General features: G+C 59.0%; 25 protein-coding genes, 2 tRNA genes, 1 pseudogene and 1 CRISPR repeat array. All 28 genes and pseudogenes read left to right on the top strand.

Translation table 11 applies throughout. The features are described from left to right. Nucleotides 1–55 precede the first annotated feature (55 nt). Nucleotides 56–1,853: direct repeats of the CRISPR family, unit length 29 nt; unit sequence GAGTTCCCCACGCCCGTGGGGATGAACCG. Nucleotides 1,854–2,532: 679 nt separating this feature from the next. The 28 genes and pseudogenes from ACYVG7_RS21120 to ACYVG7_RS20985 all read left to right on the top strand — a co-directional run bounded on the left by ACYVG7_RS21120 (nucleotide 2,533) and on the right by ACYVG7_RS20985 (nucleotide 25,375). After that, nucleotides 2,533–2,608, top strand: a tRNA-His gene (locus ACYVG7_RS21120). 54 nt (nucleotides 2,609–2,662) lie between these two features. Further along, nucleotides 2,663–2,746 (top strand) — tRNA-Leu (locus tag ACYVG7_RS21115). Nucleotides 2,747–3,017: 271 nt separating this feature from the next. After that, on the top strand, nucleotides 3,018–3,977 hold the full coding sequence (locus ACYVG7_RS21110) for a YbgA family protein (RefSeq protein WP_460885078.1): 960 nt from the start codon (nucleotides 3,018–3,020) through the stop codon (nucleotides 3,975–3,977). Between the two features lie 59 nt (nucleotides 3,978–4,036). Continuing rightward, entirely contained in the window at nucleotides 4,037–4,954 is a 918-nt protein-coding gene (locus ACYVG7_RS21105) for a MerR family transcriptional regulator (RefSeq protein WP_460885077.1), read from the top strand. Continuing rightward, nucleotides 4,951–6,357, top strand: coding sequence for a deoxyribodipyrimidine photo-lyase (phrB, locus tag ACYVG7_RS21100; RefSeq protein ID WP_460885076.1), 1,407 nt, complete (start codon nucleotides 4,951–4,953; stop codon nucleotides 6,355–6,357). The genes ACYVG7_RS21105 and phrB overlap by 4 nt, the downstream gene beginning before the upstream one ends. A gap of 2 nt (nucleotides 6,358–6,359) precedes the next feature. Continuing rightward, a complete protein-coding gene (locus ACYVG7_RS21095) occupies nucleotides 6,360–6,788 on the top strand; it encodes a nuclear transport factor 2 family protein (RefSeq protein ID WP_460885075.1) in 429 nt (142 codons plus the stop codon). Then, a complete protein-coding gene (locus tag ACYVG7_RS21090; RefSeq protein ID WP_460885074.1) occupies nucleotides 6,785–7,519 on the top strand; it encodes an SDR family NAD(P)-dependent oxidoreductase in 735 nt (244 codons plus the stop codon). Before ACYVG7_RS21095 ends, ACYVG7_RS21090 begins: the two co-directional genes overlap by 4 nt. Then, nucleotides 7,516–8,841 carry an NAD(P)/FAD-dependent oxidoreductase gene (locus ACYVG7_RS21085; RefSeq protein ID WP_460885073.1) on the top strand — a complete coding sequence of 442 codons (1,326 nt, stop codon included), beginning with the start codon at nucleotides 7,516–7,518 and terminating at the stop codon, nucleotides 8,839–8,841. The genes ACYVG7_RS21090 and ACYVG7_RS21085 overlap by 4 nt, the downstream gene beginning before the upstream one ends. Beyond that, the gene (locus ACYVG7_RS21080) at nucleotides 8,838–9,620 is read left to right on the top strand and encodes a DUF1365 domain-containing protein (protein WP_460885072.1); all 783 of its coding nucleotides are present in this window, start codon (nucleotides 8,838–8,840) and stop codon (nucleotides 9,618–9,620) included. The genes ACYVG7_RS21085 and ACYVG7_RS21080 overlap by 4 nt, the downstream gene beginning before the upstream one ends. Further along, entirely contained in the window at nucleotides 9,620–10,885 is a 1,266-nt protein-coding gene (locus ACYVG7_RS21075; protein WP_460885071.1) for a class I SAM-dependent methyltransferase, read from the top strand. The genes ACYVG7_RS21080 and ACYVG7_RS21075 overlap by 1 nt, the downstream gene beginning before the upstream one ends. A gap of 5 nt (nucleotides 10,886–10,890) precedes the next feature. Further along, a complete protein-coding gene (locus ACYVG7_RS21070; RefSeq protein ID WP_460885070.1) occupies nucleotides 10,891–11,406 on the top strand; it encodes a DUF2878 domain-containing protein in 516 nt (171 codons plus the stop codon). After that, nucleotides 11,403–11,945 (top strand): chalcone isomerase family protein, encoded by a 543-nt coding sequence (locus ACYVG7_RS21065; RefSeq protein WP_460885069.1) that lies wholly within the window; start codon nucleotides 11,403–11,405, stop codon nucleotides 11,943–11,945. Before ACYVG7_RS21070 ends, ACYVG7_RS21065 begins: the two co-directional genes overlap by 4 nt. A 14-nt stretch (nucleotides 11,946–11,959) precedes the next feature. Continuing rightward, nucleotides 11,960–12,499 (top strand): DUF3833 domain-containing protein, encoded by a 540-nt coding sequence (locus ACYVG7_RS21060; protein WP_460885068.1) that lies wholly within the window; start codon nucleotides 11,960–11,962, stop codon nucleotides 12,497–12,499. 308 nt (nucleotides 12,500–12,807) lie between these two features. Then, nucleotides 12,808–13,578, top strand: coding sequence for an amino acid ABC transporter substrate-binding protein (locus tag ACYVG7_RS21055; protein ID WP_460885067.1), 771 nt, complete (start codon nucleotides 12,808–12,810; stop codon nucleotides 13,576–13,578). 42 nt (nucleotides 13,579–13,620) lie between these two features. Next, nucleotides 13,621–14,301 carry an amino acid ABC transporter permease gene (locus ACYVG7_RS21050; protein WP_460885066.1) on the top strand — a complete coding sequence of 227 codons (681 nt, stop codon included), beginning with the start codon at nucleotides 13,621–13,623 and terminating at the stop codon, nucleotides 14,299–14,301. Continuing rightward, a complete protein-coding gene (locus tag ACYVG7_RS21045) occupies nucleotides 14,298–15,065 on the top strand; it encodes an amino acid ABC transporter ATP-binding protein (protein WP_460885065.1) in 768 nt (255 codons plus the stop codon). The genes ACYVG7_RS21050 and ACYVG7_RS21045 overlap by 4 nt, the downstream gene beginning before the upstream one ends. A 370-nt stretch (nucleotides 15,066–15,435) precedes the next feature. Continuing rightward, the gene (locus ACYVG7_RS21040; RefSeq protein WP_460885064.1) at nucleotides 15,436–15,999 is read left to right on the top strand and encodes a YMGG-like glycine zipper-containing protein; all 564 of its coding nucleotides are present in this window, start codon (nucleotides 15,436–15,438) and stop codon (nucleotides 15,997–15,999) included. A gap of 330 nt (nucleotides 16,000–16,329) precedes the next feature. Next, nucleotides 16,330–16,848, top strand: a complete 519-nt coding sequence (locus tag ACYVG7_RS21035) for an Hcp family type VI secretion system effector (protein WP_460885063.1) — start codon at nucleotides 16,330–16,332, stop codon at nucleotides 16,846–16,848. Between the two features lie 93 nt (nucleotides 16,849–16,941). Continuing rightward, the gene (locus ACYVG7_RS21030) at nucleotides 16,942–17,232 is read left to right on the top strand and encodes a PAAR domain-containing protein (protein WP_460885062.1); all 291 of its coding nucleotides are present in this window, start codon (nucleotides 16,942–16,944) and stop codon (nucleotides 17,230–17,232) included. Continuing rightward, nucleotides 17,229–18,257, top strand: coding sequence for a type VI secretion system tip protein TssI/VgrG (gene tssI / locus ACYVG7_RS21025; RefSeq protein WP_460885061.1), 1,029 nt, complete (start codon nucleotides 17,229–17,231; stop codon nucleotides 18,255–18,257). Before ACYVG7_RS21030 ends, tssI begins: the two co-directional genes overlap by 4 nt. Further along, on the top strand, nucleotides 18,181–19,263 hold the full coding sequence (locus ACYVG7_RS21020) for a type VI secretion system Vgr family protein (protein ID WP_460885060.1): 1,083 nt from the start codon (nucleotides 18,181–18,183) through the stop codon (nucleotides 19,261–19,263). Before tssI ends, ACYVG7_RS21020 begins: the two co-directional genes overlap by 77 nt. 151 nt (nucleotides 19,264–19,414) lie before the next feature. Next, the gene (locus ACYVG7_RS21015; protein ID WP_460885059.1) at nucleotides 19,415–20,605 is read left to right on the top strand and encodes an extracellular solute-binding protein; all 1,191 of its coding nucleotides are present in this window, start codon (nucleotides 19,415–19,417) and stop codon (nucleotides 20,603–20,605) included. Nucleotides 20,606–20,758: 153 nt separating this feature from the next. Continuing rightward, nucleotides 20,759–20,971: a ribosome-associated protein YbcJ gene (gene ybcJ, locus ACYVG7_RS21010; protein ID WP_460885058.1), complete on the top strand. Its 213-nt coding sequence runs from the start codon at nucleotides 20,759–20,761 to the stop codon at nucleotides 20,969–20,971. A gap of 117 nt (nucleotides 20,972–21,088) precedes the next feature. Next, a complete protein-coding gene (gene dusC / locus ACYVG7_RS21005; protein WP_460885057.1) occupies nucleotides 21,089–22,078 on the top strand; it encodes a tRNA dihydrouridine(16) synthase DusC in 990 nt (329 codons plus the stop codon). Nucleotides 22,079–22,201: 123 nt separating this feature from the next. After that, nucleotides 22,202–23,559, top strand: a pseudogene (dcuC, locus tag ACYVG7_RS21000) (anaerobic C4-dicarboxylate transporter DcuC). Between the two features lie 106 nt (nucleotides 23,560–23,665). Further along, the gene (locus tag ACYVG7_RS20995) at nucleotides 23,666–24,517 is read left to right on the top strand and encodes a carboxylate/amino acid/amine transporter (protein ID WP_460885056.1); all 852 of its coding nucleotides are present in this window, start codon (nucleotides 23,666–23,668) and stop codon (nucleotides 24,515–24,517) included. 49 nt (nucleotides 24,518–24,566) lie between these two features. Further along, entirely contained in the window at nucleotides 24,567–24,935 is a 369-nt protein-coding gene (locus ACYVG7_RS20990; RefSeq protein WP_460885055.1) for a MerR family transcriptional regulator, read from the top strand. Between the two features lie 53 nt (nucleotides 24,936–24,988). Next, on the top strand, nucleotides 24,989–25,375 hold the full coding sequence (locus ACYVG7_RS20985) for a carboxymuconolactone decarboxylase family protein (protein WP_460885054.1): 387 nt from the start codon (nucleotides 24,989–24,991) through the stop codon (nucleotides 25,373–25,375). Nucleotides 25,376–25,576: the final 201 nt, after the last annotated feature.

Here is a 25,576-nt window from a genome sequence, read left to right as displayed (position 1 = left end):
CCCACGCCCGTGGGGATGAACCGTGCGTCCCCTGATACGCCTCAGCGGTAGCAGAGAGTTCCCCACGCCCGTGGGGATGAACCACACGCTTGGGGAATGGCGAGCCATTGGTGCGCGAGTTCCCCACGCCCGTGGGGATGAACCGTCGGTGATGGTCATGGTGCTGTACTTGTGGCCGAGTTCCCCACGCCCGTGGGGATGAACCGATCGCGGATGGCCTTTTTACGCGGCTGCCCGCGAGTTCCCCACGCCCGTGGGGATGAACCGGCATAGCCCGTACAATCACCCGCAGGAACGGTGAGTTCCCCACGCCCGTGGGGATGAACCGGTATTTTGCAAACTATAGACCCTTCAGCACCAGAGTTCCCCACGCCCGTGGGGATGAACCGGGGGCAACATGGAAACAAAAACCATCAAATACGAGTTCCCCACGCCCGTGGGGATGAACCGCCTATTCGCCGGGCGGAAATTTTAAATATGTCGAGTTCCCCACGCCCGTGGGGATGAACCGCCTGTGCGGTATATCTTCCAAATCAACATCAGGAGTTCCCCACGCCCGTGGGGATGAACCGGAGGGTGGTTTGATCCGTTAACCGACGACGGCGAGTTCCCCACGCCCGTGGGGATGAACCGCGCCGCGCCTTTGGTTATGAAATCAAAGAGGCGAGTTCCCCACGCCCGTGGGGATGAACCGATGACGACAGCCGAGGCGAACCCACTGGATGAGAGTTCCCCACGCCCGTGGGGATGAACCGTAAACGGCCCTTCGAGTGTCTGCTGATATTCCGAGTTCCCCACGCCCGTGGGGATGAACCGCAGAGAATCATTCATCAGAAAGACCCCTCATCGAGTTCCCCACGCCCGTGGGGATGAACCGAATCGCATCGCTGAGCAAGAGCGCCAGCTCAAGAGTTCCCCACGCCCGTGGGGATGAACCGCCTCGGTCAATCCAATCACGCGGCCATTGCCAGAGTTCCCCACGCCCGTGGGGATGAACCGTCATAGCTCTGCGATGCCCCGCTGGGGGCTGAGAGTTCCCCACGCCCGTGGGGATGAACCGCCAGCAATACGAGATCGCCGTTTTCGTTTCTCGAGTTCCCCACGCCCGTGGGGATGAACCGAGTTTCACGACGTCGCACGGGAATATGTGGACGAGTTCCCCACGCCCGTGGGGATGAACCGTGGATGCGCTTACTGGCTGCCAATACCTGACAGAGTTCCCCACGCCCGTGGGGATGAACCGCAATTGAAAGAGGCCCGAAAGGGCCTCAGTTCGAGTTCCCCACGCCCGTGGGGATGAACCGCCGATGGCCTGCGTTCGCACCGTACAATGAATGAGTTCCCCACGCCCGTGGGGATGAACCGGTCCGTTTAATCAGTACCCATAATGGCATTGAGAGTTCCCCACGCCCGTGGGGATGAACCGTTGCAGCAGACGAGTCAGGAACTGGCCCTGCTGAGTTCCCCACGCCCGTGGGGATGAACCGCCAAGGCGGCCATCGAGGCCTATTTGAGCAGGGAGTTCCCCACGCCCGTGGGGATGAACCGTAGATTTCAGACTCATTGGTTCCGGCGCCGAGGAGTTCCCCACGCCCGTGGGGATGAACCTGCTGTGGCAATAGCCCCCCGAAGACGCTCATAGAGTTCCCCACGCCCGTGGGGATGAACCGTCGCTTCCATCTGGTGGTTTATGTGTTACTAGGAGTTCCCCACGCCCGTGGGGATGAACCGGCTATGGCCGCTAAACTGACCGACCGTGCAGAGAGTTCCCCACGCCCGTGGGGATGAACCGTTTTTAATACAGGCCGTGCATTGATGGTCTCAGAGTTCCCCACGCCCGTGGGGATGAACCGTGGTAAACAGAAAGTGTGCCGCAGGCACACAAACTTGCAGCATAAGGGGTGTTGTAAATTTGTGGCATAAGCTCAGGAAGAGATGGAGGAAGGCCCACCGGAGTCTGCTGTCGGAAGTCGGTTCCAAACCACCTCAAGCTGCTGCAATTAAGAGTCGAGGTAGTGAGCGTTGAGGTCAAAGCGCAAACAAACTGAATCGCCACCAGAGATCCAGTCGCATAGTTTTTCGTTCTGATTAACGCCGGAAGTGCCAGTGCTATGCATCCGGTGCACCGGCGCAAGTCGAGACATAACTTCATACAAAGCTAAACGCATGGTGCATGATGCTGCTCGCGGATGTGATCGTGGTGTTTTGCACCAGTTCATCGATATCCAGCGCTGACTGCTCTAGGAATTTTCAAATAATTGATCGGTTTCCGATCGAAAAATCGCATCAAATTTGACAATGCATGATGCGGTCCTGTTGGCCACCTCGTATGATCTAGATTGACATTGAATGACGAATGCGATGTAACTATATGACTTTGCTTCAATATATGTTTATGTTGCGCAATGTCATTTGAAGTTTATATATATAATTTGACGGGTACGGCCTTCTAAGCCGTGGGTCACAGGTTCGATTCCTGTAGGGCGTACCATTGTGATAAGCAGTAAGACACGTAAAAAGTAAGACTCAGTGGTGGCTGTAGCTCAGTTGGTAGAGTCCAGGATTGTGATTCCTGTTGTCGTGGGTTCGAGCCCCATCAGCCACCCCATTAATACCAGGTTAGCGTTACTTGTTGATAGGTAACGAAAACCAAGCTCTCTTAGCGGAAGTGGCGAAATTGGTAGACGCACCAGATTTAGGTTCTGGCGCCTTAGGCGTGTGGGTTCAAGTCCCTCCTTCCGCACCATACAAACAAAACCCCGGCCATGTGCCGGGGTTTTGTTTTCTGCATTTTCTCATGACTGCAATGCGCCCCAAACCGTTATTCCTGCGACGCCAAGCCCCTTGGCCTCGCTCTTTGCCAGCTATATTCATTCGATATTCACGCCCTGTGACATGGCTTTATCGATGAGCGCCAAAATCGCTCCTGCACCGTATTCGTTAACAATAGTTATACAACTTTCTTTTTTTTGTATAACTGCTATAACTGAATCAACTGTTATACAAGGAGTGCCATCATGTACAAGATTCAAGTCGGTATCAGTGCCTGCCTGCTCGGGCAGGAAGTGCGGTTCGACGGGGGCCACAAGCGCTCCAGCTTTTGCGAACAGGAGCTTGGCGCTCACTTTGACTACCACCCGGTCTGCCCGGAGATGGCCATCGGCCTTGGCTCGCCGCGTGCGGCCATCCGCTTGGTCCGGCGCCAGGGCGAGATCCGAGCCGAGGCCAGCAACGGTAGCTTCGATGTCACCGACAAGCTCATCGCTTTTAGCGAACAGAAGGCACGTCAGCTCGATTTTATCTCCGGCTATATCCTCTGTGCCAAGTCACCCAGTTGCGGCATGGAGCGGGTGCGCATCTACGCCGGTACGGCTGACGGTGGAAATAACGGCGGTAGCGCCAAGGAGGGCGTGGGCCTGTTTGCCCAGGCGCTGATGGCGGCCAACCCGCTGCTACCGGTGGAGGAGGATGGTCGCCTGTGCGATCCCGTGCTGCGGGAGAATTTCGTGCTGCGGGTCTTTGCCTATCATGACTGGCAACAGCTCTGTGCCCGTGGGCTGAGTGCCGCCGCCCTGATCGAGTTCCACTCCCGCTACAAGTATCTGGTGCTCTCTCACGCCACAACCCACTACCGGGCGCTCGGAAAATTACTAGCCCATGTCGGCAAGGCCAACCTGCAGGAGGTCGCACAGCGCTATATCCAGGGGTTGATGACGGCGCTCAGCGTACGCGCCACCCGTCGCAATCACACCAATGTGTTGATGCACCTGCAGGGTTACTTCAAGAAGGTGCTGACTCCGGCGCAGAAGCAGGAGTTGGCCGACACCATTGATAAGTACCGCACCGGCATCTTGCCGCTGCTGGTGCCCTTGACCCTGATCCGGCACTACCTGCGCGAATACCCGAATAGCTATCTGGCCGCGCAGGTCTATCTCAACCCGCACCCAGATACGCTCAAATTGCGGTACGGACTCTGAGCCTTGTTGTAGCCCCGGGGTGCAAGCCGGGGTTTGTCTCTTGATGAACGGAATTTGTTATGTCTGATACCCACTTAAACCCGGCGGTTTTAGCTCCGGATGAAGGGATTTACCCGATCCGCGAAGTCTCTCGCCTGACTGGAGTCAATGCCGTGACCCTGCGAGCCTGGCAGCGGCGGTACGGCCTGATACAACCAGCCCGTACCGAGAAGGGACACCGCCTCTATAGCGAGCAGGATATCCGCCAGATCGGCGAGATCCTGAGCTGGCTGGAGCGCGGCGTGAGCATCGGTCAGGTCAAAGGGCTGCTGAGTGAGCCCCAATCCCAGCAGGTGAACGACCATTGGCAACAGACCTTCGAGCAACTCGGCCAGGCGGTACTGGCTCTGCATCAGCGCAAGGTCGAGGCCCTGCTCAATGAGTTGCTGGCGAGCTACCCATTCGAGCTGGTGCGCAGTCGGGTGCTGCAGCCGTTGGTGGCGCAATTGCTCGGTCTGTGGCGCGAGCGCCCCGATGGTGCCTTGCTGCAACAGGTCTGGCTGGGCTGGCTGCAGACTCGTTTTGCTCGCCATTTGATCGAGCAGGAGAAGGGGCAACCCGTGACGCTAGTAAGCTGGGGGCAAGTCGGTCCGCTGGATCTCATCTGGTGTGGCTATGAGTTGGTAAGTCAAGGCTACGAGGTGCAGCTGCTGGGGGCGGTCGATCCCAAGACTGCGGCCTTGCTGGAAGGGCGTGCCGCGACCCCTTGGCTGGTGTTGCTGGGTGCTGGGCTGGGTAAGCAGGAGCTGAGTGCTGACTGGCCCGCTGGCACCTGCCTGTTGGGTGAACTGGGTGGCCTCTATGACCCGGATTGGCTGGCCACCCGGGATTGGCAACCCACGCTGGCCTCCTGGCTCAGTACACAGCGTTTAACCGACCGACGGCCGGAAAACTCGCCGTCTCAAGGCAGCAGTGTACGCGAGAGGAGAGCGCCATGAAGCTGGTCTGGTTGCGCAATGACTTGCGGCTGATCGATAACCCTGCCTTGCGCCATGCCTGTGCTGAGGAGGGGGAGGTGGCGGCGCTGTTTGTTATCTCACCGGCCCAGTGGCAGCAGCACAAGATGGCGCCCATCCGTCAGCAGTTCCTGTTGGCTCAGGTGGATGAAGTGGGACGGGAGCTGGCTGCCCTGGGCATCCGCTTGCATCTCCTGCACGTCGACACCTTTGCCGAGTTGCCCCAGGCGCTGGTGGGGTTGTGTCGCGAGCTCGGGGTGAGCCAGCTGTATGCCAATCAGGCCATCGAAATCGATGAGCTGCGTCGGGATCGGGCCGTGAGTCACGCACTGGCCGCGCAGGGGATCCTCTCGCACTGGTTTAACGGCTGTTGTGTGCTGCCACCCGGGCGGGTACTGACTGGCTCGGGCGAGATGTTCAAGGTGTTTACGCCGTTTAGCCGCGCCTGGTTGAAGGCGCTGGATCAGGATGGCTTTGTCATTCACCGAGCGCCGGCAGCCCGCGGCGCGGCAGTGCCCTGGGTCTCGCTACTGGATCGCGGGCTGCGCGCGCCGTTCGAGGATCCACTCTGGCCGGTGGGGGAAGCCGAAGCCCGGCGCCGCCTGCAGCTGTTTTTAGATCAGGCGGTACTCGACTATGGCAATACACGGGATTTTCCGGCTCAGGCGGGGACTTCGACCCTGTCACCCTATCTGGCAGCTGGCATCATCAGCCCACGTCAGTGTCTGGCGGCCCTGCAGCAACGCCTCGGCTATCGGCCCCTGTCCAAGGAGCAGCCCGGCTTTGTCTGGCTGAACGAGCTCATCTGGCGCGAGTTCTATCGCCATCTGCTGGTGATGGTGCCCACGCTTTCCATGAATTTGCCGTTCAAGCCTGAAACCACAGCCCTGCCCTGGAGCTGGGATCCACAAGCCTTCGCCGCCTGGTGCGAGGGGCGAACCGGTTATCCGATTGTTGATGCAGCGATGCGCTGCCTCAAGGCCACCGGCTGGATGCATAACCGGCTGCGGATGATAGTGGCCAGTTTTCTAACCAAGGATCTGCATATCCATTGGCGGCTGGGGGAAGACTATTTCATGAGTCAGCTGATTGATGGTGACTTGGCCGCCAACAACGGCGGTTGGCAGTGGGCTGCCGGGACCGGTGCCGATGCGGCACCCTATTTTCGGGTGTTCAACCCGACCACCCAGGGGCAACGATTTGATCCGCAAGGGGAGTTTATCCGTACTTGGGTTCACGAGCTTGCGGATATTCCGCCGTCCCTGGTGCATCAACCTCATGAGTGGTTGCGTCGGCAGGGACGAACTGATTATCCGGCGCCCATGGTCGATCACGCTGTTGCCCGGGTAACAGCCATCGAGATGTTTCGCCAGTTGGAGAAATAGTTATGACCGAGCCGCTCAGCCGCTTTATCGCCCTGTACCAGCAGTTGAACTTGCAGCAACTGCATCGGTTGCCGGAGGTGTACGCCGATGAGGTGATCTTTATCGATCCGGCCCATCGCATCGAGGGGCTGGCGGCACTGGGCGACTACTTTGCCGCCTTGTATCAGCGTCTGGCCTACTGCCGTTTCGAGATTGTCAGTCAGCAGCAACAGGGAGAGCAGGCATGGCTCAGTTGGGTGATGACTTTCTCCCACCCACGGTTGGCGGCGGGTCAGCCGATCCGGGTGGAGGGGGCGACCCGGCTGGAGTTTGATGCCGAGGGCAAGGTGAGGGTGCATAGTGACTATTTCGATCTGGGTGCCATGCTCTATGAACAGTTGCCGCTGCTGGGGCCACTGGTGCGGCTTATCAAGGGGAGGTTGGGTTCATGAGTGGACGCGTGCTGATCACCGGAGCCACCTCGGGGCTCGGTCGACAACTGGCGCTGGATTACCGGCATGCCGGTTGGCAGGTGTGGGGCTGTGGCCGTGATGCGCAGCGGCTGGAACAATTGGCTAAAGCGGGGATCACCCCGCTGGCGTTCGATGGCCGGGACAGGGCCGCGCTGGCGCAGATAGCCGCCCAACTGCCGCCGCTGGATCTGCTGATCCTCAATGCCGGGACCTGCGAATATATGACGCTGGATGATGGCTTCGATGGCGAGCTGTTTGCCCGGGTCATCGAGACCAATCTGGTCGCCACCGGTCTGGCGCTGGCGGCCTTCTTGCCGCTGTTGGGCCGGGGGGCGCGGCTGGCGATTGTCAGCTCCTCCGTCAGTTGGTTGCCACTGCCAAGGGCTGAAGCCTATGGCGCCTCCAAGGCCGCTCTGGATTATCTGGCCGCAACCTTGCGCCTTGATCTGCAGCCCAAAGGGGTAGGCGTGACCCTGATCCGGCCCGGTTTTGTGCAGACGCCGCTGACGGCGAAGAATGATTTTCCCATGCCCTGTCTGGTGGCGGTCACCGAGGCCTCGCGCATCATCCGTGCCGGATTGGCCGCAGGTGATAACCAGATCCACTTTCCCCGCCGTTTTATCTGGCTGTTGCGCCTGCTGGGCGCCTTGCCGGTTGGTCTGTGGCTGCGCCTTGGCCGCTCGCTGTTGTCGAAAGGACGCTCGTTATGAAGAAAAAGATCGCCATCATAGGCTCCGGCATCTCGGGGCTCACCGCCGGTTTTCTGCTGCATCGCCTGCATGACATCACCCTGTTTGAGGCGGCTCCCGCGCTGGGTGGGCATACGGCGACAGTCGATGTGACTCAGGGGGGGCGCAACTATGCCGTGGATACCGGTTTTATCGTATTCAACGACCGCACCTACCCGAACTTTCTGAAACTACTGGCGCGGATTGGTGTGGCGAGTCAGCCCGCCGAGATGAGCTTTTCGGTCAAAAGCCCCGAAGGGCTGGAATACAACGGCCACAATCTCGACACCCTGTTTGCCCAGCGCAGTAACCTGCTGAGCCCGCGCTTTTACCGCTTTGTGGCCGAGATACTGCGTTTCAACCGACAGGCGCAGGCCTGGTTGGGCGAGCAAAAGTCAGCTGGGCAGACGCCAGCAGACAGCCCTGAGCCAACAGACAGCCATGAGCCAGCAGACAGCCCTGAGCCAACAAACAGCCTTGAGCTGACCCTGGGAGAGTTTCTGCAAGCGGGAGGCTTTAGTGACTATTTTGCCCGCCACTACATACTGCCCATGGGGGCGGCCATCTGGTCATCGACCCTGGCGGATATGCGCGCCTTTCCCCTCGGTTTTTTCCTGCGTTTTTTCCAGAATCACGGCCTGCTGGATGTGGCCAATCGCCCCCAGTGGTACGTGATACCGGGTGGCTCGCGGGAGTATCTGGGACCATTGACCTCAGGCTGGCAGCAGCAGATCCGGCTGGCGTGTCCGGTACAGGGCATCCGGCGTGTAGCCGATGGGGTGGTGATCCAGAGCCCTAGGGGAGAGGAGCACTTTGATGAGGTGATCCTCGCCTGCCATAGCGATCAAGCCTTGCGGTTGTTGCAAGATGCCAGTGCGCGGGAGCAGGCGATTCTGGGGGCCATGCCCTATCAGGCCAATGAGGTCTGGTTGCATACCGATGTGAACTGTCTGCCTGCCCGGCGCAAGGCCTGGGCCAGTTGGAACTACCAGCTCGATACCGATGAGCAAGCCCGTCCGCTGGTGAGCTACAACATGAATATATTGCAGGGGCTGGATTCACCCTCGCCCTTCTGCGTCAGCCTCAATCCTGCGGGCAAAGTAGATGAGAGCCAGGTGTTGCGCCGCTTCGTCTATGACCATCCGGTGTTTAATCTGGCGTCCATTCAGGCACAAAAAGCCAGAGCCGACATCTGCGGTCAGGACCATACCCATTTTTGCGGCACCTACTGGTACAACGGTTTTCATGAAGATGGGGTGCGCAGTGCTTTGGATGTGGCCGAACGTTTCGGGGCCAGCCTATGAACGCCGCCTCCTTTAGCACTCTCAGCCCTCTCAGTCCTCTCTGCCCCATCAGCGCCATCTGGCAAGGGTCGGTACGTCACCGCCGTTTCGCTCCCAGGGCCCATGCCTTCTCCTACAGCCTGTTTATGTTGGGGCTGGATCTGGACGAGGTCGAGACGCTTGGAGTGGGCCAGGGGCGCTGGTTCGGCGTCGAGCGGGCCGGGTTGCTCGCTTTTTACCGCCAGGATTATCTCAAGGGTAGTAGCGGCTCCCTCAAGCAGGCGGTATGGCAGAAGGTGGCGGAGCTGGGCGGGGAGGCCACCCCCGAGCAGCGGGTGTTGCTGCTCGGGAATGTGCGCTGTCTGGGTTTTTATTTCAGCCCGGTCAATTTCTACTTTTGCTATCAGCAAGGGAGCGCCCGTTATCTGCTGGCGGAGGTCTCGAACACCCCCTGGAACGAGCGCCACTACTACCTGCTGGATCTGACGGCGCTGGCGCCCCACGACAAGGATTTTCATGTCTCGCCCTTTATGGATCTGGCCATGCGCTACCACTGGCGCATTCGTCCGCCGGAGCAGGAAACATTGATCCATATCGAGAGTCATCCCCAATCTGGCGAGGCCAAGCTGTTTGATGCCACCCTGGCTCTACGCCGCGAGCCGCTATCACGTCAGGGGCTGATGCGCCTTTTGGTGCGCTGGCCCTGGATGACTCTCAAAGTGCTGCTGGGGATCTACTGGCAAGCGCTACGGCTTTTTATCAAACGAACCCCGATCTTTCGCCACCCGGATACTCACTAATGGAACTGGTGCAATCGACTCTTTCCGCCTCCTTGTTCGACAAGGCGGCCAAGCAACTGTTGCTCAAGCTGCTGGAGCGACTCACTGATGGTCAACTGCTGCTGCGTGAAGGCAGCGAGCACCACAGTTTCGGGGTGACCGGCACTGATCTGTACGCCGAGCTGGTGGTGCAGGATCCTGCCTTCTATCGCCGTCTGTTGCTGGGCGGCAGCATAGCCGCCGGGGAAACATGGGTGGAGGGGCTGTGGACCAGCCCGGATCCTGTGGCTCTGGTGCGGTTACTGGCGCGCAACCAGACCCTGCTCGATAGTCTGGAGCGGCGTCTGGGCTGGCTCAGCTTCCCGTTTAACAAGGCGCGGCACTGGCTCAACCGCAATACGCTGACCGGATCCCGCTCCAATATCGCCGCCCATTATGATCTGGGCAATACCCTCTATCAGGGGTTTCTCGACAGTCATATGCAGTATTCCAGCGGCATCTATCCGCACCCTGAGGCGAGTCTTGAGGAGGCGCAACAGGCCAAGCTGCGCACCATCTGCGAGCGGCTTGAGCTGGGGCCACAAGATCATCTGCTGGAGATCGGCACCGGTTGGGGGGGGCTGGCCATCTATGCCGCCCGCCACTACGGCTGCCGGGTAACCACTACCACCATATCCCAAGCCCAGCATGACTATGCCCGCGCCTGGATTGATAAAGAGGGGTTGCAGGATCGCATCACCCTGTTGCTGGAAGATTATCGGCATCTGCAGGGAACCTACGACAAACTGGTCTCTATCGAGATGATCGAGGCGGTAGGGCATGCTTTCTTGCCGGACTATTTCCGGCAACTATCCCGTTTGCTCACACCCGGTGGCCGCCTGTTGATCCAGGCCATCACCATCGCCGATCAGCGTCATGCCCAGTATCTGCGCAACGTCGATTTCATCCAGCGCTACATCTTCCCAGGTGGCTGCCTGCCGAGTGTTTCCCAGATGGCCACCCTGCTGGCGCGGGAGACCGACATGCAACTGGTGCGGCTGCATGATCATGGCCAGCACTATGCCCGTACCCTGGCCCACTGGTGCGAGCGCTTTCTGGCACTGGCGCCCGAGTTGCCGACGCTGGGCTATAGCCAGGATTTCATCCGGCTGTGGCACTTCTATTTTGCCTACTGCGAAGGCGGGTTCTGGGAGCGGGCCATCAGCCTGGTGCAACTGGAGGCCGCTAAGCCGGGGGCCGCTGGCTGGTCGGGTGATGTACCGGTCCGATCTGCTGGTAAGAGGTAACTGACATGTGGCCCTGGATGCAACTGCTGGGCTTCAACCTCTTCTGGTTTGTGGCCGTGGCCTGGCAGCACCCAGCCCCGCTGCTGGGGTTGCTGGCTCTGCACGGGTTGTTTTCACCTCAGCGCGGTAGGGATCTGCGACTGCTGCCCATCGCTCTGGCCGGCTGCCTGCTGGATACTCTGCTGTGGCAGTTGGGTCTGTTTGAATTTGCGGTCGGTTTCCCCCTCTGGCTGGCGCTGTTGTGGCTCGGCTTTGCTCTGACTCTGGCCCATGGTCTGCGCTGGCTGGTGGTTTTGCCCCGCTGGCAGCAAACACTGATCGGAGGATTCGGTGGCGCCTCCTCCTATCTGGCTGGTGCCGCCATGGGCGCCGTGCACTTGCCCTGGGGGCTCGGGATCAGTGGCAGCGTGCTGGCGGTGATCTGGGCGGTCTGGTTACCCGTACTGCTATGGACTATGGGCAAGCTGAATGCTGGTATTCCCGCAGCCACAGGCGTTAGCACAGGAGAGATGCAACCATGACGCAAACAGGCTCAGATCTTGGTTTATGGCGCAGTATCCGCCTGCTACTGGTGTGGTTGGTCATCACGTTGGCGTCCCCCGTACTAGCCTCGTCGGCGCCCTGGCAGCAGTTGCGTCCCGTCGGCCAGGGGGAGATGAGCTGGCTCTGGTTCAAGCTCTATGACGCGACTTTTTACAGCCACAGTGGCCGCTACCAACCGGGTGACTACCCCCAGGCTTTGACGCTCACCTACGCCCGAGCCATAGCGCGTCAGGATCTACTGAGCGCGACCGCTGATGAGTGGCAACGGCTTAAGTTGGGCAGTGAAGCCCAGCGTCAACAGTGGCTGCAACAACTGGCTGGTTTCTGGCCGGATGTAGCGGCCGGTGATCGGCTCACTTTCTATATCGACGCCGAGGGCAAGGGCCATTTCTGGTGGCAGGATAAACCCCTCGGCACCCTGGCAGACCCGCAATTTAGCGCTGCCTTTTTGGCAATCTGGTTGGCGGATAACAGCCGCGACCCGGCGCTGACCCGCCGCCTGCGCGGCCAATCCTGATCCTGGAGCTCGGTATGACTCTTCATCGTGTGTGTCGTTGGCTGATCTTGCTGCCATTTCTACTGCTGGCGGGTTGTGGCGCGAGTCTGGAGACGTATCGGGATCAGGGACCAGCCTGGGATCTGGCGCAGTTCTTCAATGGTAAGCTGGTGGCCCATGGCCTGGTGACCAACCGGAGCGGCGAGGTCACCAGCCGCTTTCGGGTGGAGATGGTCGGCCATTGGCAAGATGGCAAAGGGGAGTTGTTCGAGCAGTTCTACTTCGATGATGGTCGGCAGCAAACTCGCACCTGGCATCTGAGCCGTGGCGCCGATGGTCACTGGCGTGGTACGGCGTCCGATGTGGTCGGTGAGGCGGTCGGCAAGAGCGAAGGCTTCGCCCTCAATTGGCGTTACCAGCTCGATCTGGTGTTACCGGAAGGGGATGTGGTGCGCGTGAGCTTCGATGACTGGATGTATCTGCTCGATGCCGATCGCCTGATCAACCGCGCCGAAATCAGTAAATTCGGCATCTCGCTGGGCGAGGTGATCCTCTATATCGAACGCCAGCCCTAGATGATAGGGCCCCCTGCAGCGTTGGCGGACATCTTCATCTTTTTGCTTATGTGGTCAGCTGCCGCTTTTCTGGTCGTTATCGCTGCCAACGTCAGATGGCTTGGTTTCTATATCTAATTTATGTATATAGATTACAGTTTTAATCGGTTCATCGGGGTAGGGCACCGCGTTAAGGTGCTTGGGAATCCAGTGGCCGACGCGGTGCGCTGCTTATACTGGGTCTTGGCAGGCGGTTGTTATGACTCCTGACCGGTACCCCAAGAACACAAGAACACAAGAACAGAATACAAACTAGGACGAGGTCAGCGATGAAATTTACCAAATCAGTAGTAGTGATGGCGGTTCTGCAATTGGCACTGGCAACCGGGGCTTATGCCCAATCCAGTCTGGAGACCATCAAGTCAGCCGGTGTGATCAAGATTGGTACCGAAGGCACCTATGCGCCGTTCACCTTCCACGACGCCAGCGGCAAGCTGGTGGGCTTTGATGTGGAGATCGGTGAGGCTATTGCCAGCAAGCTGGGTGTGAAGGCCGAGTTTGTGGAAGGCAAGTGGGATGGTCTGATCGCCGGTATCGATGCCAAGCGTTATGACCTGGTGATCAATCAGGTCTCCATCACTCCGGAACGCCAGGCCAAGTATGATTTCTCCGCCCCCTATATCACCTCTAAGGCGGTGCTGCTGGTGAAGAATGACAGCACCATCGACAGTTTCGCCGCCCTCAAGGACAAGAAGGCGGCCCAGTCGCTGAGCAGTAACTTTGGCAAGCTGGCGCAAAGTGCCGGAGCCGAGCTGGTCCCCACCGAAGGCTTTAACCAGTCGGTCGAGCTGGTGCTGTCCGGTCGTGCCGATGCCACCATCAATGACAGCATCTCCTTCCTGGACTTCAAAAAACATAAGCCGGATGCACCCTTGAAGATTGCAGCCAGCCAGGAAAATGCGGATCATGCCGGTGTTCTGCTGGCCAAGGGTCAACCGGAGTTGCTGGATGCCATCAATAAGGCACTGGCTACTGCACAAACCGATGGTACCTATCTGCAGATCTCACAAAAATATTTCGGGGCGGATGTTTCCAAATAATACATCCACCGTCTTGTCCACTCGTTAGGAGGGAGCTGTAACGTGCCTGCCTGGTTACAGTTGATGATTGATTCTTTCTGGCCCCTGCTTCGTGCGGGGCTTCTTTTTACCGTGCCGCTGACCCTGATCACCTTTGTCGGTGGTATAGCGCTCGGCTTTTTGCTGGCGTTGGGGCGTCTGTATGGCCCTAAACCGCTGGTGGCGCTGGTACGGTTTTATGTTTGGCTCATTCGTGGTACGCCCTTGCTGGTGCAGCTGTTCCTGATTTTTTACGGCTTGCCCAGCGCCGGAATCACCCTGGATGCCTTTACCGCGGCTGTGATTGGTTTCACCCTGAACGTCGGGGCTTATACCTCCGAGGTGATCCGCGCCACGCTGGATGCGGTGCCCAAGGGACAGTGGGAAGCGTCCTACTCCATCGGCATGAACTGGTTCCAGGCGATGCGTCGCATCGTGCTGCCGCAAGCGGCGCGGATTGCGGTGCCACCGCTGTCGAATACCTTTATCTCTCTGGTCAAGGATACCTCGCTGGCGGCGGCCGTGACCGTGCCCGAGTTGTTTCAGGCGGCGCAGCGGATTGCGGCGGCGACCTACGAGCCGTTGATCCTGTATATCGAAACCGCAGTGATCTACTTGCTGTTCAGCTCTGTGCTGTCGGCACTGCAGAATAAACTGGAGGCCCGTTTGACCCGGCATAACCAGCAGAGTGGGGAGTCATCATGATCCGTCTGGCACAGATTGAAAAACGCTTTGGCCAGCAGGTGGTGCTCAAGGGCATCGATCTGACGATTGATGAGGGCAGCGTCACCGCGCTGATTGGTCCATCCGGCAGTGGCAAGAGTACCTTGCTGCGCTGCGTCAATCTGCTGGAGATCCCCCAGGCGGGCACCTTGCAACTGGGGACGGCGCAGATCGATTTTGATCGCCACCATACGCCGAGTCGGCAGCAGATCCAGGCCATCCGCCAGCAGACCGGCATGGTGTTCCAGAACTTCCAGCTGTTTCCTCACCTGTCGGTGCTGGCCAACGTGATGGAAGGTCTGGTGACGGTGCTGGGCTGGGATCCGGCTCGTGCCAAGCAGCGGGCTGGCGAGTTGCTGGAAAAGGTCGGCATGAGTCATAAGGCGGATGTCTATCCTGGTACTCTGTCTGGCGGCCAACAGCAGCGGGTGGCCATTGCCCGGGCCCTGGCACCGGCACCCAAGGTATTGTTGTGCGACGAGCCGACCTCGGCACTGGATCCGGAGCTGGCGCTGGAGGTAGTGGCGGTGCTCAAGCAGTTGGCGACCGAGGGCACCACCATGTTGATGGCGACCCATGACTTGCGTCTGGCGGCCAATATCGCCCGCCATGTGGTGTTTCTGGAAGCCGGGCAAATCGTCGAGAGCGGCAGTTCGCAGGCGATCTTTACCCAGCCCCAGCAACCTCGTACTCTGGCATTTATCTCCACCCTGACCCACAAGGCCCCGGATAACTGGGAAATTTGAGGGCTGGGGTGAACACCGCAGGCAGCAAGGGTAATGCCAACCAGTTAGCGAAGGCGAGATAGCCGGTTGAGCCAACCGTTGGCGGCAGGGATGCCGCCATCGAGCCCCCAGGGAAGGGTTTATGGCGAGTTGGCGAGAAAGGATGTCTCGCCTGAACCTCTTCACTGACCCGCTTTACGATCCATTCGCGCCTTTTTTGTTCGAACCGGCCCGAATGATCCTCTCCCTCTGGCCTTCGAATGGGCCATTTTTAGCCAAGCTGAATGGCAGTTGAATCGAATGCAAATACCGATTTACCCGCCAAATCGCTGTGCTAGATTCCTCGTCATCAGCCACCTATCAGGCTGATTACCACAGGGAGTCTGCCATCATGGCAATAGATAAATTTCGTTCTGCGTGTTGTGTTGTTGCCTGTCTGCTGGTTGCTCCGAGCTATGCCGGAGAGGATTTGAATACCGCCTTGAGCGGCGCTGTGGCCGGGGTCGCTGGCACCATCATCGGTGAACAGGTGGCCGGTGAGAACGGTGCCCTGGCGGGCGCGGCGATCGGCGGTGCGCTGGGTGGTGCCGCAACGGCCAAACGGGGCAACAAGAATGAAGCGGCCTTGGGTGGTGCGGTCGGTGCCTTGAGTGGTGCCGCCATCGGCAATCAGGTCGGTGGTAGCAATGGCAAGCTGATCGGTGCCGGCATCGGCGGGGCGGCGGGTGCTTCGGTGGGGGCCAATAACGGGGATCGCCAGTCGAGCAACAGCGGCTCCTCCCATCGCTATGATCGCGATGATTACCGACCCAGTCATTGGGATAACCGCCATCACCATGGCAAACCCAGCCACTGGGATAATCGCCGCTACTATGACCGCGGCCATGGGGGGCATCATAAACCAGGCCCTTACTACCATGGCTATGACAAGAAACATTCCCACCGCCGTCACTAATACAGATTCAACCGGGAACTAGCTCTGCAGCACAATAGGTCTTGATGATTTGGCGCCGCTAAGGCGCCATTTTTATGCCCGGCCGTCGCGCCTCGTAGGGTGTATGGCCCGAGCTCTGGCATCTTGTGCCTGAGTCAGCAAGCTTTGCCGTTGTCTATGCTACGGACGCAATACCGGTTGGTACATGCTGCATATTGATGACAACACCCTGCTGCTTATCGGCGGCAGTGGCAAATCGTCTTAACTATTTAATTGATAAATAACGAGATTACCTGCTGGTATGAAAGCTGCTGCGCTATGGTCTGATCCCAACCACAGCAGGAGCTTGTGATGCCAACACCGTGTTATATCAGTATTCAAGGCAAGACCCAGGGCCATATCACCGCCGGAGCCTTTACCTCGGACTCTGTCGGCAACATCTACGTGCAGGGGCATGAAGATGAGATGCTGGTGCAGGAGTTTGATCATGTGGTCACAGTGCCAACGGATCCCCAATCCGGGCAACCTTCCGGCCAGCGTGCCCATAAACCCTTCCGTTTTACCGTGGCGCTGAACAAGGCGGTGCCCTTGATGTATAACGCGCTGGCATCCGGAGAGATGCTGCCCAAGGTGACGCTCAAGTGGTTTCGCACCTCGGTCGAAGGGCGTCAGGAGCACTTTTTCAGCACCTTGCTGACCGATGCCACCATAGTCGAGATCGATTGTCAGATGCCCCATTGCCAGGATCTCAACAAGTCCGACTACACCCAGCTGATCCGGGTGGCGCTGGCGTACCGCAAGATTGATTGGGAGCATACGGTCGCGGGCACCTCGGGCGCCGATGATTGGCGGGCACCCCTCGAGAGCTGATTCCACAGAGTCTATCCGGAGGTCGGTTACGAGTAGGCTGACCTCTGGATACTTTGCTGCCTAACACCACTTTTATCATCAGGAGGCGCAGTTATGTGTCCCGCCATCGCAACCGTCGGCGATCTGGGCTCTGCCCATGGTGGCTTTCCAGCAACACCCATTGTGAGCGGAAGTGCCGATGTCCTGGTTCAGGGGCGCGCCGAGGCCCGTCAGAGCGACGGTTTATTAGCTCATGCCAAGCCGAAAAAAGGCAGCCATGGTCGGCAGATTGCCGGTGGTGAGCCCTCGGTGCTGGTGAATGGTCGCCCGGTGGCTATTTCAGGTTGCGCCATCAGTTGCGGCGGTGTGGTGATCGCCAGTCACTCCGTGGTAGCTGGTCTATGACCGTACTCAGTGGTCTGCAATTTACCCTGACACTCGGCACCCTGCCGGATGCTGGCTTGGTGGTGGTGAGTTTTACCGGGCAGGAGGCGCTCTCCGAGCCGTTTGCACTGCAGCTGGAGTGCGCGAGCCTTGATGCCGAACTGCCGTTACCCGAATTGCTGAACAGTCAGGGTACCCTGACCATCTGGCAGGATGGCATGGTGGTGCGGCGTCTAACCGGCATTGTTGCGGCGGCAACTCAGGGCGCACGCGGCGTGCGCCGCACCCGCTATCGCCTGCAACTGCGCTCGCCGTTATGGCGTTTGCAACTGCGCCACAATAGCCGGATTTTTCAAGGGCAAACACCTCAGGCCATCATGCGCCAACTGCTGCAGGAACATGGTATTACTGCGGTTGATTTTGTGCTGCGCGGTGCCCATCCACCCCGGGATTATTGCGTGCAGTATCGTGAAACCGATCTGGCCTTCTTGCAGCGCCTGGCGGCAGAAGAGGGGATCTTCTACTTCGAGGAGATGACGGAGCGCCACTCCCGCCTGTGCTTTGCCGACGAGGTGACCGCGCTCGCACAAGGTGAAGCGCTTATCTTCAACCCGCAGCCCCATCTCGATGGGTTGGGATGGCGCGTGCAACGCTTCGAGTGGCAACATCAGTTGGGATCGACCGGCGTGATATTGCAGGATCACAGCTTCTTGCAACCCGATTATGCGCTGGCACATAGCCAGGGTATCCGGGGCGGCCATGAGGTGGGTCTGGGTAGCGATGAACATCTAGGGGCGTTTCAACATTACGATTTTCCCGGGCGTTTCAAGCAGGATCCGCAAGGCAAGGCGTTGGTGCGCTATCGGCTGGACGCGCTGCGCCAGGAGGTTTCCTGTGCCGAAGGGCGCAGCAATGCCCCGCCGTTGCAGTTGGGACGGCGTTGGTCGCTGCGCGGCCAGGGTGGCGCCGATGAGTGTGATTGGCAAGCCATCCGCATCTGCCATGTCGGCCAGCAGCCCCAGGCGCTGGAAGAGGAGGGGGGGTAGCGGGGCAACTCGCTATCACAATGAATTTCAGGCCATACCGGCCACCTCGTGCTGGCGTCCCGTGCCGAATGTGAAACCTAAGGTCGATGGACCTCAGGTAGCCCGGGTGGTGGGGCCCGAGGGCGAGGAGATCTACTGTGATGCCCATGGTCGTATCAAGTTGCAGTTTCCTTGGGATCGGGATGGCCAGAGCAATGAGCAAAGCTCCTGCTGGGTTCGGGTCTCTCAAGGCTGGGCGGGCGGTCATTACGGCACCATGGCCTTGCCCCGGGTGGGCCATGAGGTGATCGTCAGCTTCCTGGAGGGGGATCCGGATCAGCCGATTGTCACCGGCCGCACCTACCATGCCACCCAGGTGCCACCCTATTCGCTTCCGGAGCACAAGAGCCGGACCCTGATCCGCACGAATAGCTACCAGGGGGATGGCTTCAACGAGGTACGCTTTGAAGATCAGGCGGGTAAAGAAGAGATCTATCTCCATGGCCAGCAGGATCTGGCGGTGCATGTACGCCGCAACGTGCGTTGGCAGATCCACAACGAGGAGCATGCCAGCATTCGCGGCCAACGGCTGACCCGGATCGGCAAAAATGAACACCTGCTGGTGGAAGGCGAACGACGGCAGCAGATAGATGGCGAGGATGGCCTGGCGGTGCACAGATCCCGGCGTCTACAGCTCGGGGAGGACTATCTGCTCAGCGCGGGGCGTGAGGTCCATCTCAAGGCCGGACAACAGCTGGTGCTGGATGCGGGCAGCCAGCTGACTCTCAAAGCCGGCGGCAGTTTTATCACGCTTGATGCCAGTGGCATTACCCTGGTGGGGCCCTGCATTCGCCTGAATTCGGGCGGCGCTGCGGGCACAGGGACTGCGTTGACACTCCAGGCGCCGGAGTTGCCTGCTGGCGTCGGCGCTCCGGCCTATACGCCGCCACCCGTTGTGCACGCCGCTACTAGCCACAGTTCAGAGCAGGATAAGCCCCAAGCGGGCCATTATCGCTTCTCGGAGTAGGCCCGGGGGCTCACGAGCCGATGTTCCGCCGCTAACCCTAGAGTTTGAACTGCAACAGAGTTTGATCGCCCCAATCACGATGCTGCTGGCAATTTGCTCCGCGTTGAGGATGATGCGCCCTATTTGCTGCGTGACTCAGGAGTGGACGGATATGATTCGGCGAAGGATGGCCATCGGCGTGGTTGGGGCTCTGGTCGTGATGCTGGTGGCGTCGTTTGTTCTTCTGCGGGGCAACTCGCAACCAGAACGTCCGCTGCTGATCTGGACCGGACGCGGAGTCAGTGAGCTGACTGCCTTTGGCCATGGCTTTACCGCCCGCACCGGACGCGCGGTACAGATTGAGAGCCCGGCTAATTTCGTCGAAAAATTCGAGATCCTGGCCCAGCAAGGGCAGGGGCCCGATATCATCATCTGGGCTCATGATCGGTTTGGGGCCTGGCAGCAAGCCGGTCTGTTACTGCCGCTACACCCAAGCGCGGATCTGCAACAACACTGTCTCGCCCAAGCCATGGCGCCCTTGCAACGGGCGGATTCCAGCTTACTGGGATACCCGCTGCAACTAGAATCTCTTGTGCTGTTCTGGAATCGTCAGTTGCTGGCGGCTGCGCCCACCGATGTCAGCCAGTTTCCGCAGCTGGCAAAGGGCTTGGACAAGGATGTGGACAAGGATGTGGATCTAGTCGGTTGGGATTTCAGCTCGCCCTATCACAGCTGGCCTTTTGTGACGGCCGGTGTTGTCCAGGCCTTGCACGTCGATGCGGCAGGTCAATTACGCATGCAGGTGCAAACAGCGCAGACGGCTCTCAACCTGCAAGAGATGAAACACTGGGTGGATGCCGGTTGGTCGCCCAAAGGCTTGAGCTACGAGCTGGCACTGGATCGCTTCAGTCAGAACAAACTGGCGCTGATGGTGGGTGGGCCCTGGGATGCCAGTCGATTGCAGCAAAGTGGAGTTGACTACGGGGTCGCCGCCTTGCCTGCCATGCAGGGGCGGCCGGTGCAGCCTTTTTACGGGGTGATGGCGGCCGGGATCAGCGCCCAATCGACGGAGCCCATGCTGGCACAGGAGTTTCTGCAGCAGGATCTGCTGACGCCTGCGGGCATGGCGCGTTACCAGTCGGGGGCGGATAGCGGCATAGTGGCTTGCTATGGCGACCATTCCGCGAATCCGATGCACGGGGCCATTTTGCAGAGTGTCCGCCAGGGCGTGGCCATGCCCGGACATCCGGCGATGCCATTGTTCTGGAACAGTGTCACCTCGGCGCTGAATAACATTTTTTCCGAGCGCCAGACTCCGCAGCAAGCTCTGCTCGAAGCTCAAAGGCGGGTGAATACGCCGTAAACCGGAGCAGGGCAGGGATTATCGTCCTGCAAGCGGGAAAATTGGGCTATCGGATTCGACAAACCGCAACTTTTATGACATACATGCGCCAGAAAAATTGAGTGACCAGCGATTGGGTAGTCCAGCCCCATCGCGTGTAGACGAGGAGTCGTAATGGAGACGTTTAATCTGGAAGGCCATCCCCATGTGGAGTTGTGTGATCTGCTGAAGCTGCAGGGGTGGAGTGAGAGCGGTGCGGCCGCCAAGTCCGCTATCGCCGAAGGCCTGGTACTGGTGGATGGCAATATTGAAACCCGCAAGCGCTGCAAGATCCTGGCAGGCCAGGTGGTATCTTTTACCGGGCAAGAAGTCACAGTTCTGGCTTGAGTCGCGAGTAATACCATCGAAAAACACCGGACGCTGCCGCAAGGAGAGCCCCGGTGTTTTTATTGCCTTGTTTTTGACACCCGGCTGTAGGGTGTTACCTAAGTTCCGGAGACCCTCATGTTGCCCTCTGCTCCCGCCGCTACCCCTATATCGACAGGCCGCCTTATTTTGGCACCGATGGATGGCGTATTGGATCCCTTGATGCGGGGCTTGCTGAGCCAGATCAATCCTTATGATCTCTGTGTGACCGAATTTGTTCGGGTCGTCGATATGCTGTTGCCCAAGCGGACCTTCTATAAGTTAGCGCCAGAATTATTGCAGGGTGGCAAGACCGCCTCGGGAACGCCGGTGCGGGTGCAACTGCTGGGGCAATCGCCGGAATGGCTGGCGGAGAATGCCGTGCGCGCCATCGAGCTGGGTTCGCCCGGGGTGGATCTCAACTTTGGCTGTCCGGCTAAGCAGGTGAATCAGTCCAAAGGCGGCGCCGTCTTGCTCAAGGAGCCGGATCTGATGTATCGAATCATCACGACCGTCCGTCAGGCGGTACCCGACCATCTGCCGGTCACCGCCAAGATCCGTCTGGGTTGGGACAATCCGGCGGATTGTCTGACCATTGCCGATGCGGCTGCGGCCGCGGGTGCCACAGAGTTGGCGGTGCATGCCCGCACCAAAGAAGATGGCTATCGCAGCGAAGCCATCAAATGGGAGTGGATTGCCCGTATTCGGGAGCGCCTGGCGATCCCGGTGATTGCCAATGGCGAGATCTGGAATCATGCCGATGGGGTGCGGTGTCGGACTGTGACCGGCTGTCAGGATTTGATGGTGGGACGCGGCGCCCTGAATGTGCCCAATCTCGGTGCTGTGGTGCAACACCAGGCGGCGGTCATGCCCTGGTCCGAAGTGTTGCAGCTACTGATGCATTATGGGGAGCTGGAAGTGCAGGGCGACAAGAGTGTCTACTTCCCGAGCCGGATCAAACAATGGTTCCGCTACCTGCGCCAGCAATATGAGCAGGCACAACCGCTGTTTGGGGAATTGCGCTCTTGTACTGAGCCGGTACTTATCATGGCCTTGTTGCAGCGGGAAATAGCAAAACTTCAGGGGTGAGTTACCCGTTCTCGCTCCGTGTGTTCCATTCTGTAGCCATGTACTAGGCGACTGAGCGGACTTTGGTTCACAATCAGAGTCCTGTGCAGTGGTAGTGCCTGAGGTTCGGCATCTGGAGTACTCATGCTGGCGTTGATCATCGGTCTGTCGGTTACGTTTCTGGTCGGTTATTACATCGTCAAGGGCTATGCAGCCAGCGGTGTTTTGCTGGTGGGTGGGGTGGTGTTGCTGAGTGTCAGCGCGGCGCTTGGATACCGGATCCTGCCGGTGGAGGTGCCCAGTACCGGTAATCCGCTCTCTGATGTGATTGATTTTGTGCGTTATATGCTGGTCGATCGCACCGCCGGGCTGGGTCTGATGATCATGTTGCTGTGTGGCTTCTCTGCCTATATGAATCATCTGGGCGCGCATGGCGCCCTGGTCAAATTACTCAGCAAGCCGCTGCATGCCTTCACTCCCCTTACTTGCTGATGGTGGTGGCCTATTTTGTCGCCTGCGCCATGTCGCTGGCGGTGAGCTCGGCGGTCGGGTTGGGCATTCTCCTGATGGCGACCCTGTTTCCGCTGATGGTCAACCTGGGCATCTCCCGGGCAGCGGCCACCGCGATCTGCGCCTCTCCGGCGGCCATCATGCTGGCGCCCACCTCGGGGGATGTGATCATCGCCGCCGAGACCGCCGGTATGGAGCTATTGCCCTTTGCTTTTGGGCTCTCCTTGCCGATCTCCCTGAGTGCCATGGCGGGTATGGGCGTGACCCATTTTTTCTGGCAGCGCTGGCTGGATGAATGGGAGGGCGTCCGGCATGAGCCGCTCGATGTCAGCCATCAGCAACACATGGGTCCCGATGGGTACGCCATACTGCCGTTCTTGCCGCTGGTCGGGGTCTTTGTGTTCAATGGTGACTACGGCATCCAGTTCGACATCAATGCCATCGTGATTTTTTCACTGCTGCTGGCGGCGAGCTGTGAATTTCTGCGCAAACGGGATGCCAAAAAGTTGTTCGATGGCCTGAACGTGGCATATCGCGGTATGGCCGAGGCGTTTACCAGCGTGGTGATCCTGCTGGTGGCGGCGGGGGTCTTTGCCCAGGGACTGATGAGTGTCGGCTTTATCGAACAACTGTTGCAACTGGGCCAGGAGAATCAGTGGAGTGCGCTCTGTGTCATGCTGCTGCTGGTGCTGATCACTCTGCTGGCCGCTGTGACCACGGGCTCGGGGAATGCCCCCTTCTATGCCTTTATCGAGCTGATCCCCAAATTGGCCGTGAGTCTGGGGATCCCGCCTGCGTACCTGGTGATCCCCATGCTGCAGGCGTCCAATCTGGGACGAACCCTATCGCCGATCTCCGGGGTGGTGGTGGCCACGGCTGGTATGGGCCATGTTTCGCCGCTGGAGGTGGTCAAGCGAACCTCACTGCCGGTTGCCGTGGCATTGGTCATCGTTATTGTGCTGACCCACTGGCTGGTGCCTGGCTCGCTCTAGAATTGACCGTTTGTCAATGCTGACCTGCCGCGGAAAGGGTCAGTGCTCTGGTCTCCAGCCCATGGCTATTGCATGATCCGGCTCCTGATTAGTTCTGGAGTTCGCCATGGCGTACCTGTCGTTTGTCACCCTGTTATGGGCTTTTTCGTTTAGTTTCATCGGTGTCTATCTGGCCGGGCAGGTGGATGCCTATTTCATGGTGCTGACCCGTACCGCACTGGCGCTGCTGGTCTTTCTGCCCTTCTTGCGGCTGCGTCAACTCAAGCCCCGACTGGCCTTGGGGCTTATGGCCATAGGTGCAGTCCAGTTGGGGTTCATGTATCTCTTCTACTACCACTCTTTTTTGTTGCTGACGGTGCCCGAGGTGCTGATCTTCACCATCTTCACCCCGCTATACGTCACCTTGTTCCATGATCTGTTCAGCGCTCGCTTCCATCGTCGTTATTTGCTGACGGCGGGGCTGGCGGTCCTGGGGGCGGCCGTGATCCGTTTTGACCATCTGACGTCGGATTTCCTAACCGGTTTTCTGGTGGTGCAGGGCGCTAACCTCTGTTTTGCCGCCGGTCAGGTCGGTTATAAACGACTGCTGGCCCAGCAGACGGCAGAGCTGCCCCAGCACCAGATCTTTGCCTGCTTCTTTCTGGGGGCGGCCCTGGTCGCTCTGGTGGCCTGGCTACTGCTGGGCACCCCACGCTATCCAACCAGTTCGCTGCAGTGGGGGCTGCTGCTCTGGCTGGGAGCTGGCGCTTCCGGTCTGGGTTACTTCCTGTGGAATAAGGGGGCGACACGGGTGAATGCCGGGGTACTGGCCATCATGAACAATGCGTTGATCCCGGCCGGCTTGCTGGTCAATCTATTGATCTGGAATCAATCGGCCGATCTGTTGCGTTTGAGTATTGGCGGTGGTCTGATCCTGGGGTCCTTGCTTCTCAACGAGCAGCATAGCCAGCGCACGTAACGGGCCGGTTCGGGCTGGCCAGCCCAGCGACATTGGCCAGGAGGCCGTCATGACCATTCAGGAGTTTGCGACCCTCACCGGATTGACGGTACACACCCTGCGTTATTACGAGCAGATTGGCCTGCTGGACCAAATCCAGCGGGCCCCATCCGGACACCGCATCTACCAGCAACAAGATCTGCTGTGGGTCGCCTTTATCAAGAAGCTCAAGGCGACGGGTATGCCGCTGCGGGAGATCCAGCACTATGCGCAATTACGCAAGCTAGGCAACACCACGCTGGAGGCGCGTCACCAGTTGCTGGAGCGACATGCCGATGCCTTGCAGCAACAGTTGGCCGAGCAGCAGGCTCATCTGGCGGCATTGCAGGAGAAAATTGCCTTTTATCAACAGGAGCTGGCAAAACAGCGCTTGATCTAGAGTGCACTCGAAGTTGTAGCCTCATGGTTTTACAACCCGAGGAGAGTGAACCCATGAGCAATACACGTTTTGAAGCCGGTTTGCGCCGTTTGAATGAAATTGACGGAGAGGCTGGAGCCAAGGTGATCGCGGCCCTGGAGTCTATTGCGCCGGATCTGGCGCGCTACACCATCGAGTTCCCATTTGGTGATATCTACCAGCGGCCGGGTCTGGATCTGAAGAGCCGGGAGCTGGCTACTGTGGCCGCCTTGACGGCCTTGGGTCATGCGCAACCGCAACTGGCGGTGCATCTGCATGGTGCCTTGAATGTGGGCTGTACGCCGCTGGAGGTTACCGAGGTGATTTTGCAGATGGCGGTCTATGCCGGTTTTCCGGCAGCCATTAACGGCATGTTGACGGCGAAAGCGGTGTTTATCGAGCGGGGGCTGATCCCGGCGTAATCCCAGATCTACGCACTCAGATGTGGCCTATCGAAAGGCTCTGTCCCAGTTACCTGTTGGGAATAAAGAGGGATGGCGTCTGGACGAAAAGCAGACCGTTGGCGGCACGGATGCCGCCACCGAGCCAACATGGATGTTTTTACGGCGTGTCTGTGTTCGTCCGGACTCCTGAACGCCAGCCTGATACTGGGTTTTGATTCG

The organism is Pseudaeromonas pectinilytica (genome assembly GCF_054780855.1).
Note: the sequence above shows the minus strand (reverse complement) of the source record. Positions and strands in the feature narration are given on the sequence as shown.